The following is a 14,068-nucleotide window of genomic DNA, read 5'->3' on the forward strand; positions in this document are numbered from 1 at the left end:
AGCGACGCCACCACGAGTTTCACCCACCTGCGGGTGGCCCGAAGGGCCAGGGTTTCTTGATCGGCGGAAGCCGGCGCCGGCGCGGCCCGCGGCGCGCGCCGCGGGCGGGGGGTTAGTGGTCGGGCGGTGATCTCGGGGTGTGCGCTCTCGTCGAAGTCGTTGGCGAAGGTGAGGTTGCGGGCGCTGAAGCCGGCACCGTCGACGGCGGTCGCGCTACCCGACATGCCCCAGGTGCCGCCGTCCGGCTTGGGGGTGCCGCTCACCCGGTCGTCGACGATGACAACCTGGCTGGGGTCGCGGCCCGGGCCGCGCAGCGCCACGTGTGGCCGGTCGGCCGGGACGATCACCTGACCTCGGTAGACGCCGGGCTTGATCTTGATGACGAACGGCGTCGCGTTGCCCGCCGGAACGGCGTCGACGGCGGCCTGGATGGTGGTGAAGTTCGCACTGCCGTCGGTGGCGACGGTGACGCAGCTTCCGCGTGGCCCGGCTGCGGCGGGCGCGCCAGCCAGCACGGTGACCGCCAGAACTCCCGCGACCAGCGTGGATCATGTGCCCATGCATGACCTCCGATGAGGGAAAGCGCTTTCCGACATTTACGTAGATCGCTATGGCTGCACGCGTCGGCGCCTCTGAAACGCGAGTGAAAAGCGCAGGTCACTCGCGATATTGGGCGCCCGTTTGTGACCGGTGTGGCCTGAGGGTAAAGAGTTGGCCCAGATTTATGGACACGGCGCGTCCAATAAACTAGCTTCCCCTGAGACGCCCTGACCGTCCGCTGGTGGAACGGTTCGGCATGGTGCTCACGAAACCCGGCGGCGCTGCCCTTACCCCGTCCGGGAAAACAATGCGAGGTGTTGTGGTGGGGAGACACGCACGGCTCGACGTCGCGACCGTGGTGGCGGCGCGCGACGGCGACCAGCGGTCGCTGGAGGAGCTCGTCGCCGAGCACCTGCCGTTGGTCTACAACATCGTCGGCCGGGCGCTCAACGGCCATTCCGACGTCGACGACGTCGTGCAGGAGACGATGCTCCGGGTCGTCCGCAAAGTGCACAGCCTGCGTGACTCGTCCCGGTTCCGGGCCTGGCTGGTGGCCATCGCCATGCAGCAGATCCGGGCCCGCGCCCGGGCCCGCAAGGAGGCGCTCGCCCGCGGCCTCGACGACGAGGCGCACAACGTGGCGGACCCCGGCGCCGACTTCGTCGAGCTGACCATCACCCAGCTCGGGCTCGCCGGGCAGCGCAAGGAGGTCGCCGAGGCGACCCGCTGGCTGGACGAGGACGACCGGCGGCTGCTGTCGCTGTGGTGGCTGGAGGCCGCCGGCGAGATCAGCCGCGAGGAGCTCGCCAGCGCGCTCAACATCACCTCGGCGCATGCCGCGGTGCGGGTACAGCGGATGAAGAACCAGCTGCACGCCGCGCGGGCGGTCGTGCGGGCGCTGTGGTCCGACCGGCACTGCACCGGGCTGATCGACCTGCTCGAAGGCTGGGACGCCAAGCCCAGCCCGCTGTGGCGCAAGCGCCTCGTCCGGCACAGCAAGGGCTGCAGCGAGTGCGGGCGGCACTGGGCCGACCTCGTACCGGCCGAGCGGCTGCTCGCCGGCGTGGGCCTGCTGCCGGTGGGCGTCGAGCTGGCGAGCCGGCTCGCCTCCGGTGACAGCGTGGTCGCGCGCGTGCTCGCCGATCCGGCCAGCGGGCCCGCTAGCCACCCGGGGCTGGTCGAGAGGATGCGCGAGCAGATCGCCACCCGTCCCGGGGTGCGACTTGGCATGTACGCGGGCGCCGTGATCCTCGCGATCGGCGCGGTGTACGTCATCGCTCCAGACCGGCCGCTGGCCCCGTCGGTACCCGGAGATGACATCGTGGCGGCGGCGCCGCCCGCGACCGATGAGCCCGAGCCCACGCCCTCGCGCAGTACGGCGGCGCCGCGCGGCGCGCGTGCCGAGCGTGCGGCGCCGGCGGGCTCCGACGCCGAGCAGCAGGCGCCGAATCCGGAGTACGGCAGCAACGTGGACGTACCGGACGCACCGCCGCCGGCAGACCGCAAGCCCGGCGCGCTGCCGCGCCGGCCCGATGGCACCATCCGCCCGGCCGGCGGCAACTACGTCAACCCGTACCGGTTCGAGTGCGCGGTGATGCAGTACAACGGCCAGAACGTCGTGCTGAAGGGCCGTGGTTACTTCAAGGTCTGGTGGACGTTCGGCCTCTACAACGGCGGCGGCGAGATCACGATGCCGACATGGACGGGGCTGAAGGGCAAGCTCTTTCACGCCGCGTCCGGCGGCGGTCACCGCATGGACGACACCATGCCGGGCACGCAGGACCCGGGCCAGACCTGGATGGGCAAGCCGGGCCGGCGGGCGACGCTGCCGCGCGGTGCCCAGCAGATGTGGCAGGCCGAGTACTACTACCTCGACGGCGAGGTGACCCTCCACCAGACCGAGGGCATCGTCGACTACGACCTGATGGTGATGGCGAAGACGTGGACGCAGGTCACCGACGACCTCAACCAGAGCCCGTACGCCCGGAACGGGGTCGTCCGGTACGGCAAGGTGCGCGACAACGGAGGCGACACCGCGCCGGTGCCGCAGTACCTGACGCGCGGGGCTCCGTCCGACCCGCGCTCGGTGGCGCAGCAGTCTGACGTATGAGTCAGCTCGGGCGGGATCGCAGCCCGTGAAGCACCATGTCGACGAGGGCGTCGACGTACTCCTCGGTGCGCGCGGACAGGTCTTCGCCCGGCAGCGGGGGTGCCATCGACACCTGCACGGTGGCGACCCCGAAGATCGTGCCCAGGACCAGGGCGGGGGAGGTGTCGGCGGGCAACTCGCCGGACTCGGCGGCCGCCTCGACGATCTGCCGGACGATCGAGATGCTGCCGAACAGGTAGAAGTCACGCAATTCGGCGAACAGGTCCGGGTACGTGCGGGCGTCCAGCCACAGCCGCATGATCGCCAGGCCGGCCCAGCTCCAGTACATCTGGAAGACGGACCGGGCCATCCAGCGCAGGTCTTCGCGCAGGTCACCGGTGTGGCGCAGGCCCTGGAACGGCTCGAGGCGGTCGCGCATCGCTGCGAGCAGCAGGTCGCGCTTGTCGCGCCAGCGCAGGTACACGGACGCCTTGCCCACGCCGGAGCGGCGGGCGACCTCGTCGAGGGTGAAGCCGGCCCATCCCTTCTCGGCGAACACCAAGACGGTCACGCCGTAGACGCGCGCCTCCATCTCGGGGTCTCGCGGGCGGCCGCGCTGCCGCCGCGAGACGCCCCCGGTATCAACCACCGCGCGAGCGTACCGGGCTGGCGGATGCGCGCTGCTACCGGCACGGGCACCCGGTGGCGAGCCGCGTGTCGGCTGGCCTGGGCAATCCGGTAGAACTACGGGAGCGCCGGGCCGGGCGTCGAATACAGATGGTGATGGTCTTGGTCGGTCGGTGAACCGATCGGGATCGACGCCCGTAATCAGCATGACGGTTGCGCTCCGTTTCACAAAAGAGACGGACCGTAGCATCTCGGCCTGAATAGGCTTAGTTTGCTCCAAAAGACGTTCTAACCTTCCAATCCGCCCTCGATCTTCCTACCTTCTTTCATGCGACGTGAAAGGAGGGGTCGGCATGATGCGAGGCGCGGAGTGGGGCTGAGTCATCGATGAGACTGTCGATCTCACTGTGTGCTGCGGTAGCCTGACCGAATGTCGATCGGTCGATGGAAACCCTCCACAGTGGAGAGCTTGGGTCGGCATGAGCAAGGGTGAGACCGGGCAGCTACGGCTGTTGACCGGTCTCGTCCTGCTTTCGGCCGCGGGTTGCCTGGCCTGGGCGTCCGTCCACTTAGAGGCGCCGTCCGCGAGCGACGCGCCGATCCTGCTGATCACCACCGTGCTGGTGGCCGTGGGCGTGGCCTGTTCGGCACCGGTGCGCGTGCGCACGCAGTTCCGCATGAACGCGGTCTCCACAGCGCTGCTTGTCGCCGCCGTGACACTGCCGCCGGCCTGGGCCATCGCCTGCGCCACGGCCGGCATCGCCGTGGGCCGGCCGCTCGCCCGGCACGGCGGTTTCTCCGCGTACAAGGCGTTGCACAACGGCGGCAAAGAGGTGCTCGCCGCAGCCGCCGCCACGTACGCGGTCGCCCTCGCGGGTGTGCATCCGGCACTCGGTGGCGTCACCGGCCATCCCTGGACCGCGTACGCGCTCGCGCTGGTCGCCGGGGCCATCGCGATCGGCGCCGTCGAAGAGCTCGTGATCACCACGACCGTCGCGGTCGCCTCCCGGCGGCCGTGGGGGCAGGTGTTCCGCACCGACCTCGACATCCGGGTCGCGATCAACGTCGGCTGCCTGCTGCTCGCCGCAGCCGCCACCGCCCTCGTCACCGTCAACCCGTGGCTGCTGCTGGCGATACCGCTGGCGCAGCTCTCGCTGTTCCTGCTCTACACGCACCGCCTGCACCTGCGGGCCGAGCGGCAGACCTGGGAGCGCCTCGCCGCGGCCACCGACGCGCTCAGCACCGTCGACCTCACCGGCGTGCTGCACACCGCGGCGAAGGGGGCGGTGGCGCTGTTCGGCGCACGACACGCCCAGGTGGAGCTGTGGGACGCCGACCCGCCGCGGCTGGTCCGCGCCGATCACACCGGCGTTGGGTACGACGGCCCGGGCACGGACGCGCCGGACGGCCCGCCGCCGTCCGCCGAGCGCGTGCTCGGCGGACGCGACGGCGCGCCCATCGGCACGCTGCGCCTCGCGCTGCCGGCGCCGGCCCGGCTCAGCGCCCGCGAGGAGAGCACCCTGCGCGCGTACGCCGCCTCGCTCACCACCGCGATTCACAACGCCCGCGCGTACGCCCACATCCGCGAACTGGCCGACCGGCACCACCGTGACGCGCGCATCGACCCGCTGACCGGCCTGCCCAACCGCCGTCACCTGCTCGACCTGCTCGACGACCCCGACCACGCGCCCACCTGCGGCAAGGCCGCCCTCGCGCTGGTCGACCTCAATCGCTTCAAAGAGGTCAACGACACCCTCGGACACGCCATCGGCGACCAGCTGCTCGTCGAGGTCGCCGGCCGCCTCAACGCGGCGGCCGAGGCGGCCGACGCGACCGTGGCCCGGCTGGGCGGCGACGAGTTCGCCATCGTGCTGCACGGCCTGCCGGCCCCCGCCACCGCCGTGCACCGCGCCCGGCGCATCCTCGACTGCCTGCGCCAGCCCGTCGGCCTCGCCGGCATGCAGGTCACCGTGCAGGCCAGCGCCGGCGTCGCGCTCACCGACGACGGCACCAGCGCCGGCGAGCTGCTGCGCCGCGCCGACGTCGCGATGTACCAGGCCAAGCGGGCCGGCGTGCCGATCGTCGAGTACCAGCACGGGCGCGACACCGCCGACCACCGCCAGCTCTCCCTGGGCGGCGAGCTGGTCCGGGCCCTCGGAGCGGGCGAGTTCGTGGTGCACTTCCAGCCGATCGTCGACCTCGGCAGCGGCGAGGCCATCGGCGCCGAGGCCCTCACCCGGTGGGAGCACCCGAGGCACGGGGTCCTCCAGCCCGACCAGTGGCTGGCCGTCGTCGAGCGCTCCGATCAGCTGGCCACCTTCGCCGCGGCGGTGCTGCGGCAGGCTCTCGCGGGGCTGGGGCAGTGGCACGCGGCCGGATACGAGCTGTCGGTGGCCGTCAACGTATCGCCGCACAGCCTGCTCGACCCGCGCTTCGCCGGTGCTGTCCTCGATGCGCTGCGCGCCCACCGGACCGACCCGGGCTCCCTGGTCCTCGAACTGGCCGAGACCACCTCGCTCAGCCATCTGCAGGCGGTCGGCGGGAGCGGCGGGGCGCTCGCCACCCTGCGCGCCGCCGGGGTGCGGTTCGCGCTCGACGACTTCGGCACCGGGTACTCGTCGCTGTCCCGCCTCGGCGAGGTGCCGGTGCACGAGTTGAAGGTCGACCGTTCGTTCGTGGCAATGATGGGCACCTCCGCCCAGGCGGCCGCCGCTGTGCGATCCACTGTGGAGCTTGCGCGTACCCTGGGGCTCGACGTGATCGCCGAGGGCGTCGAGTCGGTCGAGCAGCGGCGCGCGCTGTGGGAGCTGGGCTGCACGTCCGGGCAGGGCTACCTGTTCGGCAAGCCGATGCCGGCCGAAGACCTGCTCGACGCGCTGCGCGCCGGCTCCGGCGCCCTGGCCCCGCCTGTCCATCGCGGCGCGACCGTCATCGCGTTGCGCAACCGCCCCACCGCCTGACTCGCCCGTCTATACCGGCGACTACCGCGCCCCCAGGGTTCGCAGCGGGCCGTACCCGAGGGCACTGCCCATGCTGGCTCACCACTTCAGGCGTACGCGCTTTTCGTAGCTCCTTACGACGGCGGGCTTGTCGCCGGCGCTGGCAGCCGCGAGCGCTGCCGTCGCCCTACCCGGGTGCGGTGGTTTGGTGTCGGTGAACAGCCACGCCTGGAACAGGCCGTCGAGCTGCTCGCCGGAGACGCGTTCGGCCAGCCGGATGAACTCCGCGGTCGAGCCGTGCGCGTTGCGGTTCTTCGCGTACCACTGACGGACGATCTTGAAGAAGTCCGCGTCGCCGACGGTGACCGCAGCGCCTGCAGCGTCATCGCGCCTCGGACGTAGACGGAGTCGTCGAACAGGTCCACGGGGCCCGGGTCGCCGGGCGGCGGCGCCCAGTACGGCGCGGACAGCGGCTGGGCGTACAGGAAGTCGAAGATCTCTTGAGGGGTGCCCTCACCGATCTTCTCGCTCCACAGCCACTCCGCGTACGTCGCGAAGCCCTCGTTGAGCCACAGGTCGTCCCATTGCTCGACCGCGACGCTGTCGCCGAACCACTGGTGGGCCAGTTCGTGCGCCACCACGTATGTCTCGCCGGTGGTCGCTCCCCGCTCGAAGAAGTACTTCGAGTAGATCGAGCGGGTCTGGTTCTCCAGTGCGAAGAACAGGTTGTCGTAGTCGTCGACGATCGCGCCGTTGGCCTCGAACGGGTACGGCCCGAAGATCCCGGCCAGGAAGTCGGTGATCTCGTTGGTGCGGCCCACCGCGTCGTCGGCCAGGTCCGGCGGCAGGTCGGGGTCGACCGCGATGATGGTCGGCTTGCCGTGGTGCTTGGTCGTGCTGATCCGGAACTCACCGATCGTGGCCGTGGCCGATGGCAGCGGCGAGCAGACTCCTAAGTGGTTTCATGATGGTGACACTAGGTGTTCTGATGACTTCGGACAGTCAAGTCGACACAGGAGGGTCAAGACCCTTCTCCCGGGCGTACGGTCAGCAGGTCGCCCGGCTGGCAGTTCAGCTCGTGACACAGGGCGGTGAGGGTGCTGAACCGGATCGCGCGCGCCCGCCCGTTCTTCAACACAGACAGGTTGGCCAGCGTGACGCCGACCCGGTCGGCCAGCTCCGTCAGCGTCAGGCCGCGTTCGGCGAGCAGCTTGTCGAGGTGTACCTCGACGCGGTGGTCCTCCTCCGGTGGCATGCCGTCAGATCACCGTGTCCAGTTCGGCCCGCAGTGCGCGACCGCGGTTGACGATCTCGGCGACGGCTAGGAAGCCGAACCCTGCCAGCATCCACAGCCCGATCGCCGCCGGTTCGAGGGTGGCCGAGGCGTTCCCGGTGACGCGCCTGGTCAGGTCGAGCGTCGCCACCATCTCGACGATGGCGGCGAGCGGGCCACCCACCAGGGCCACCAGGCCCAGCAACCGCAGCCGGTTGACCGTCACCGCGAGGAAGGGGTCCTCCCGCCGCGCGCGCCGCACGACCGCGTACAGCACCGTCAGCATGGTGACCACGACGAGGTACGTCGGAAGGCTCGTCAGTGCGGCGGCGGCCAGCTCGGCGCGGTCGGGCCGTGCCACGACGACGTCGAGCGTGCCCTCGGCGTCGACCGTGACCCCTGGTCGCAGGGCGTCCGACGCACCGGCGACCGCGCTGGCCGGTACCTCGACGACGAGGTTCTCGCCGACCGCGAACATTGCGATGCCCGCGGCGCCGACCACCGCGAGCACCACGAGTACGAACACGACCGTGCTCTGCGTCTCGGCCAGCCAGTCCGGCCTGCGGAGCCGTTCGGGGATGCGCATGTGACCCTCCTTATCGATTTTCGATATGTCGATAATCGATAAGGAGGGTCCCGTTGTCAAGCTCAGGTCAGCACGAACTCCTCGCCGAGCATCGCCCGCAGCTTGCTCAGCGCGCGGGCGCTGCGGGTCGTCACCAAGGTGGTCGACAGGCCGAGGATGTCGGCGACGGTCTGCACGCTGTGGTCCTCCCAGTAGCGCAGCACCACGATCGCCTGGTCGCGTGCCGGGAGCGTGGCGAGCGCCGTCACCAGCGTGACGTGCAGCTCGGTCGTCGACTGCGCGCCGGCCCGCACCGGTTCCGGCAGCTCGGCGAGCACGAGCTCCGTGTTGCTGCGCCGCTTCCTCTGGTCGAAAACGGCGTTCATGAGGACCCGGCGGCTGTACGCCTCGAGGTTCGCGTTCCGCCAGATCCGGCTCCACGACGCGTACATGCGCGCCAGCGTGGTCTGTGTCAGGTCCTGAGCGAGGTGCCAGTCACCGCACATCAGGTAGGCGACGCGCCGCAACCGCGGAGCGACGGACGCGACGAACGCGGTGAACTCCTCGTCTCGGGCGGCCTGCTGGCTCTGGCGGGCCAGGGTCCATCGGGCGAGCGGACCCCGGGCGGCAGTGGGGACCCGCGTCACTCGGTCTCCCAGGACGACTGCGACTGCTCGGGGCACTCGCCCACGACCGCGGTCTCGACGCCGGGCCTGCCCTCGACGTCCTTGACGAACGTCGCGTATCCCGACGGTCTGGCGAGCTTGACCCGGAACGACTCCGGCAGATGCTCCGGCTTCACGCTCGCGACCAGGTCAGGCGCGTCCCGGTACATCTCCTTGAACTTCGCGTAGGCGGCCTGCCTGCTCTCGTACCTGACCTGAAGGACCCGAGCGTCGGACCGCAGCAGCTCGTCCAGGTCGGCGCGCTGCCGGTCGGTGACGTCGGCGCGCAGGAACAGGACGGCCTCGACCAGCTTCCGCGCCGTCTCCGTGCAGGCGGCCGGCCTCATGGCCATGGCCACCGCGTCCGCCGGCTCCGGCGCCGGTGTCCGTGCCGCGCCCACCGCGATCACAGCCACGAGCACGGTGGCGAAACCCGCCGCGCCGCCGCCCGCGAGCAGGCGGCGCCGGCCGCGCAGGCGCTTCCCGCTTGCCATCGCCTCCCGTGCCAGCTCGCCCGGAGGCTGCGGAGGCTCGTCGTCGAGTGCTCGGTCGAAGAGCGTTCGCAGGCTGTCTTGCACGGTTCACTCCCGTCATTTGGTGGCTTCCCCACCTGTTTGACTGGGTGGAACGGTCACTACGTCACACGCCGAGGCTCAGTCGTAGTATCGGCGGACGCTGGAGCCGGTGCGGGTCACGTCGGTGCCGTAGATGTGGATGGAGATCGCGGTCGTGTCGGCCGTGTTGTGGACCCGGTGGATGTCGCCGGGCGGCGCGAACCCGCTCACGTCACCGGCGCGGTTGTCGCTGCGGCCGACCAGGTTGAGGTCGGCGTCGAACAGCTCCTCGCGCTCGACACCCTGGAGGACGCCGAACACGCACCACGTCAGGTGGTCGTGGATGCGCGTGATCTGGCCCGGCCGCCACACCAGAGCGATGATCGAGAAGGAGCCGTCGGGCTCGACGTGCAGCGTGTGGCTCCGGTACGCGTCGGGCGAGCCGCGGCGTTGCTCGGCGGTCAGCACGTCCGGGCTGGGCAGGTGCCGGCGAAGCTGCTCGGCGACCAGCTGTGCGGTGTCGGACCAGTTGGCGTGGGCGGCGATGGCGGTGCGGACGCCGTCGACGAGTGTGGCCAGTTCGGTGGTGGGGCGGATCTGTGTCGTGGTCATGAGTTGAGCCTGCGCCTGGCCATTCCATATGTCTAATGCAAGTCTTCGTGCCAACCCATAGATATGCTCGATACATGCTCGATGTCACCCGGCTGCGTGTCCTCGACGCGCTCGCACGGCACGGATCGGTCACCGCGGCGGCGAAGCAGCTGCACTACTCGCAGCCGACGGTCAGTCACCACCTGGCCCGCCTGGAGGCCGAGACCGGCGCGCAGCTGCTGCAACGGGTCGGGCGGGGCATCCGGCTCACCCAGGCCGGGCAGCTGCTGGCCGACCGGGCCGCCGAGATCATCGGCCGGATCGACGCCGCCGACGCGGAGCTCGCCGCCCACGTTGGCCTGACCGCCGGCCGGGTACGCCTGGCCGGCTTCTCGTCCGTGATCGGGTCCCTCGTGCCACGGGCCGTGGCGGCGCTGTCCAGCAAGAACCCGGGCCTGCGGGTCAGCCTGGTCGACACGCACCCGCCCGAGGCGCTGGAGCTGCTACGCGCCGGCACGATCGACGTCGCGGTCATCTTCCGCTACGACGAGACCGAACCCGAGCCCGAGGGGGTCCGCCTGCACCACCTGCTCGACGACCCGGTATACGTGCTGTCCACCCGGCGCGTACGGAAGCTGGCGACCCTGAGCGACGACACGTGGATAGCCGGCTGCGAGCGGTGCCGCAGCCACCTGCTCAGGCTATGCGCCGACGAGGGCTTCGAGCCACGGATCGGGTTCGCGTCCGACGACATGGTGGTGATGCAGACGCTCGTCGCGGCCGGCCTGGGCGCGACCATCATGCCCGGACTGGCGCTGCGCGCCCACCGGGCCAAGGGCATCGTCGCGAGCGAGCTGCCCGGATCGCGGCGGCACGTGTACGCGGCCACCTACGGCGAGCCACCCGACCCGCCCGCGACCACCGCCCTCCTCACGGCCCTGGCCGAGGCCGCGGCGGCGTAGAGCGATTCAGCCTCAACCTCTTGGGGCTGGACTGGGTCCAAGGTCACCGGCGGCGGGGTGCTGGTCGCCGCCGACCCGGCACAGGTCGGCGACGCCTTCCTCCAGGGGATCTCGCTGCGCCCCGCCGCCAACTGACGCCGCCCGGCTACCGGCTGAGGCGCTGGTAGCGGCGCACGGCCAGGGGCAGGAACCCGGCGAGGATCACGGCCGGCCAGATGACCGCGGCTGCGATCGCGTGGTCCTCGATCCAGTACCCGCTGGGGACGGCGGGGGAGTCGAACAGCGCCCGGATCGCGCCCGCGGTCGAGGAGACCGGGTTCCACGCCGCGATGCCGCCGAGCCAGCCGGCCATCAGGTCCGGCGGCGCGAACACCGACGACACCATGCCGAACGGGAACGCGAGCGCGAACAGGTTCCCGGCCATCTCGCTGTTCTTCACCAGCAGTCCCAGGTGGATGCCGACGAAGATCAGCGCGAGCCGCAACCAGAGCAGGAGCGCGAACGCGGCGAGCGTGTCGCCGAGGCCGCCGCCCGGGCGCCAGCCGAGCACGAGGGCGATCACGACGAGGATCGTCAGGTCGACGGTCGCGTGGATGACGTCGGCGACGCCCCGCCCGGTGACCACGGCCGAGGAGGCCATCGGCATGGACCGGAAGCGGTCGATGAAGCCCTTCTCCTTGGTCAGGGCCACCGCGAAGGCGGTGTTCATGAAGCCGAAGGCCATCGTCATGGCGAACAGGCCGGGCATGGCGTAGTCGAGGTAGCCTTCGCCGGCGCCCTGGCCGGAGACGTCCATGGCGCTGCCGAAGACGTACACGAACATGAGCACCATGACGATCGGAAAGCCGAGCTGCCAGGCGAACGTGGACGGTTGGCGCACCAGATGCGTCAGCTCCTGGAGCACGACGGTCCAGGAGTCGGCGACGGCCCACTTGGCGCGGTTGGCCAACGAGTCGTCGGTGTTGGGTAAACTGTCCACAGTGGTCACTTGGAGCCCTCCGTCAGGTGCAGGAACGCCTCGTCCAGGGTTGGCCGGCGCAGTCCCAGGTCCGCCACCGTGATGCGCCGTTCGCGCAACTCGACGGCGACCTCGGTGAGCGCCTGTACGCCGTCGGAGACCGCCACGCTCGCGGCCAGGCCGGTGCTGTCCACAGTGGCCTCCCGGCCGCTGGCGGCGGCCTTGTTCAGCAGCTCGGTGATCTGTGGCAGGTCGCCGGGTTCGGCGGCGACGACCTCGAGCCGTTCGTTGCCGATGCGGCGCTTCAGCCCGTCCGGCGTGTCCTCGACGATGTTGCGGCCGTGGTCGATGACACCGATCCGGTCGCAGAGCTTGTCCGCCTCGTCCAGGTAGTGCGTGGTGAGCAGCACGGTGGTGCCGGCGGCTGCCAGCTTCCCGACCTGCTGCCACACCTCGCGCCGCCCGGCGGGGTCGAGCCCTGTGGTGGGTTCGTCCAGGAAAAGCACCTCCGGTGCCAGGATCATGCTGGAGGCCAGGTCGAGCCGGCGGCGCATGCCTCCGGAGAACGTCTTCGGCGCCTTGTCGGCCGCCTCGGTGAGCCCGAACTGGTCCAGCAGTTCACCCGCGCGTCGCCGGGCCGCGGCCTTTCCGATGTGGAACAGCCGGCCGAACATGACCAGGTTCTGCCGGGCCGTGATCGAGTCGTCGACAGCGGTCTGCTGGCCGGTCAGGCCGATCCTGCGCCGCACCAGGCGCGCCTGCGTCCGCAGGTCGTAGCCGGCGACCTCGGCGCGGCCGCCGTCCGAGCGGACCAGGGTGGTGAGGATGCGCACCGCGGTGGTCTTGCCGGCGCCGTTCGGGCCGAGTAGCCCGTACACCGTGCCGCGTGGCACGGCCAGGTGTAGGTCGTCCAGTGCCACGGTGTCGCGGTACCGCTTTCGCAGGCCGTCCGCGACCACGGCGTATTCGGATCTTGACAAGGTGTCCTCCCCGTAATTGGGTACGTCGTACGCAGATTAGCGTACGCTGTACCCACAAGCCAACCGATTATTAGGATGATCGCGATGACTACCGAGGTACCAGGCGCATGACCGAGCGCAGCCCCGCCGAGCAACTCCGGCGCAGCATCGACCTGCTCTGGGGCGAATGGGTGCGGCCCACCCGCGGCCCCAAGCCGAGCCTCAACCTGGAGCGGATCGTGGACGCCGCGATCGCCCTCGCGGACCGGGAAGGGATCGACGCGCTCTCCATGCGCCGCGTCGCGGCCGAGCTTGGCGCCGGCACGATGTCGCTGTACCGGCACGTGCCCGGCAAGGCCGAACTGCTCGCCCTCATGCTCGACAAGGTCAGCGAGCTTGGCGACGACGCTGCCCGCATCGAGCACGCGGGCTGGCGGGAGGTTGTCGAGATGGCCGCGCGCGGCTCGTACCAGCTGTACCTGCGGCACCCGTGGCTCATCCAGGTGAACTGGACCCGACCCGTGCTCGGGCCGAATACCCTCGCCAGCGTCGAGGTGTTCGTGCGCGGCCTGCGCGGGCTCGCCATCACCGACCAGGAGCGGATTTCCATCATGATCATGGTGGACGGGTACGTCACCGGCATCGCCCGGCAGCGGATCCAGAACGCCGCGGTGGGGGAGGAGACGGGGCTGACCGACGAGGAGTTCTGGAACTATCAGTACCCGGTGCTCGCCAAGGCGATGGAGTCCGGTGACTATCCGTACATGGCCGCGATGAGCGAAGACGCCTTCGGGCTCGGCTGGGACGAGACTTTCGAGTTCGGGCTGCAGCGGCTGCTCGACGGGATCGCCTCCCTGCTCGACTCGCGCGCGCGGTCGGTGGCAACGGAATCCGGTTCCTGACACAGCGTGTCGTGGTCGTGACGCTCCTGTGTGGACTCGGGCGTTGATCTACGCGATGAAGATCGTTGTCGTAGGGTGTGACGAATGAGCGCCTACGACGACGTGAACGCCGCGCGCGGCCGGGCCCAGATCCCGGGCCCCACGGGTGACAACGGGCCAGCCGTAGGCGGATCACCCCAGCGCACGAGCACCGGCCGCGCGTCGGTTGGTCCCGCGTCGGTTGGTCCCGCGTCGGTTGGTCCCGCGTCGGCGGGTGCGGCGTCGGTGGCAGGTCGGGCGAGTGTCGGCGCGGCGCCGGGCGTTGCCGGGCGTGCCCCGGTAGGCCGGGCGTCCGTGTCCGCGGCTGCCCCGGTGCCCGGCGGTCCGGACGCGCCGCAGGCCCCCGGTGGGCCCGGTGGGCCGACCGGTCCCGGACGGCGCGGCGGTAAGAGCGGCAAGGGTGGC

General features: G+C 70.7%; 14 protein-coding genes. 4 read left to right on the top strand and 10 right to left on the bottom strand.

The genetic code is table 11. The features are described 5' to 3' along the window. Window positions 1–515 (bottom strand): pectinesterase family protein (locus V6V89_RS39125; protein WP_334624736.1); only part of this gene is annotated, 515 nt, incomplete at its 3' end. A 347-nt stretch (window positions 516–862) separates the two neighbouring features. On the opposite strand from V6V89_RS39125, the gene V6V89_RS39130 reads away from it, so the two are divergent. Further along, window positions 863–2,650 carry a sigma-70 family RNA polymerase sigma factor gene (locus tag V6V89_RS39130; protein WP_334624737.1) on the top strand — a complete coding sequence of 596 codons (1,788 nt, stop codon included), beginning with the start codon at window positions 863–865 and terminating at the stop codon, window positions 2,648–2,650. 1 nt (window position 2,651) lies between these two features. Here the strand turns inward: V6V89_RS39130 and V6V89_RS39135 are convergent, their stop codons facing one another. Beyond that, window positions 2,652–3,278, bottom strand: a complete 627-nt coding sequence (locus tag V6V89_RS39135) for a TetR/AcrR family transcriptional regulator (protein ID WP_334624738.1) — start codon at window positions 3,276–3,278, stop codon at window positions 2,652–2,654. A 457-nt stretch (window positions 3,279–3,735) separates the two neighbouring features. Between V6V89_RS39135 and V6V89_RS39140 the strand changes: the two genes are divergently transcribed. After that, window positions 3,736–6,216 (top strand): putative bifunctional diguanylate cyclase/phosphodiesterase, encoded by a 2,481-nt coding sequence (locus V6V89_RS39140; RefSeq protein ID WP_334624739.1) that lies wholly within the window; start codon window positions 3,736–3,738, stop codon window positions 6,214–6,216. A 113-nt stretch (window positions 6,217–6,329) separates the two neighbouring features. Here the strand turns inward: V6V89_RS39140 and V6V89_RS39145 are convergent, their stop codons facing one another. The 6 genes from V6V89_RS39145 to V6V89_RS39170 all read right to left on the bottom strand — a co-directional run bounded on the left by V6V89_RS39145 (window position 6,330) and on the right by V6V89_RS39170 (window position 9,864). Beyond that, window positions 6,330–7,016 (bottom strand): M1 family aminopeptidase, encoded by a 687-nt coding sequence (locus tag V6V89_RS39145; protein ID WP_334624740.1) that lies wholly within the window; start codon window positions 7,014–7,016, stop codon window positions 6,330–6,332. A 200-nt stretch (window positions 7,017–7,216) separates the two neighbouring features. Beyond that, a complete protein-coding gene (locus V6V89_RS39150; RefSeq protein ID WP_334624741.1) occupies window positions 7,217–7,450 on the bottom strand; it encodes a helix-turn-helix domain-containing protein in 234 nt (77 codons plus the stop codon). A 4-nt stretch (window positions 7,451–7,454) separates the two neighbouring features. After that, window positions 7,455–8,054 carry a hypothetical protein gene (locus tag V6V89_RS39155; RefSeq protein WP_334624742.1) on the bottom strand — a complete coding sequence of 200 codons (600 nt, stop codon included), beginning with the start codon at window positions 8,052–8,054 and terminating at the stop codon, window positions 7,455–7,457. Between the two features lie 62 nt (window positions 8,055–8,116). Further along, entirely contained in the window at window positions 8,117–8,680 is a 564-nt protein-coding gene (locus V6V89_RS39160; protein WP_334624743.1) for a SigE family RNA polymerase sigma factor, read from the bottom strand. Beyond that, entirely contained in the window at window positions 8,677–9,276 is a 600-nt protein-coding gene (locus V6V89_RS39165) for a permease-like cell division protein FtsX (protein ID WP_334624745.1), read from the bottom strand. Before V6V89_RS39165 ends, V6V89_RS39160 begins: the two co-directional genes overlap by 4 nt. Before the next feature lie 75 nt (window positions 9,277–9,351). After that, the gene (locus V6V89_RS39170; RefSeq protein ID WP_334624746.1) at window positions 9,352–9,864 is read right to left on the bottom strand and encodes a cysteine dioxygenase family protein; all 513 of its coding nucleotides are present in this window, start codon (window positions 9,862–9,864) and stop codon (window positions 9,352–9,354) included. 74 nt (window positions 9,865–9,938) lie between these two features. On the opposite strand from V6V89_RS39170, the gene V6V89_RS39175 reads away from it, so the two are divergent. Next, window positions 9,939–10,805 (top strand): LysR family transcriptional regulator, encoded by an 867-nt coding sequence (locus tag V6V89_RS39175; RefSeq protein WP_334624747.1) that lies wholly within the window; start codon window positions 9,939–9,941, stop codon window positions 10,803–10,805. Window positions 10,806–10,950: 145 nt separating this feature from the next. On the opposite strand, the gene V6V89_RS39180 is transcribed toward V6V89_RS39175, so the two are convergent. Together V6V89_RS39180 and V6V89_RS39185 are read right to left on the bottom strand one after the other, a co-directional pair. After that, entirely contained in the window at window positions 10,951–11,793 is an 843-nt protein-coding gene (locus V6V89_RS39180) for an ABC transporter permease (protein WP_334624748.1), read from the bottom strand. Continuing rightward, window positions 11,790–12,743: an ATP-binding cassette domain-containing protein gene (locus tag V6V89_RS39185; RefSeq protein WP_334624749.1), complete on the bottom strand. Its 954-nt coding sequence runs from the start codon at window positions 12,741–12,743 to the stop codon at window positions 11,790–11,792. Before V6V89_RS39185 ends, V6V89_RS39180 begins: the two co-directional genes overlap by 4 nt. Window positions 12,744–12,850: 107 nt before the next feature. Between V6V89_RS39185 and V6V89_RS39190 the strand changes: the two genes are divergently transcribed. Next, on the top strand, window positions 12,851–13,624 hold the full coding sequence (locus V6V89_RS39190; protein WP_334624750.1) for a TetR/AcrR family transcriptional regulator: 774 nt from the start codon (window positions 12,851–12,853) through the stop codon (window positions 13,622–13,624). Window positions 13,625–14,068 lie beyond the last annotated feature (444 nt).

This window comes from Micromonospora sp. CPCC 206061, assembly GCF_036906915.1.
Classification (GTDB): Bacteria; Actinomycetota; Actinomycetes; order Mycobacteriales; family Micromonosporaceae; genus Phytohabitans.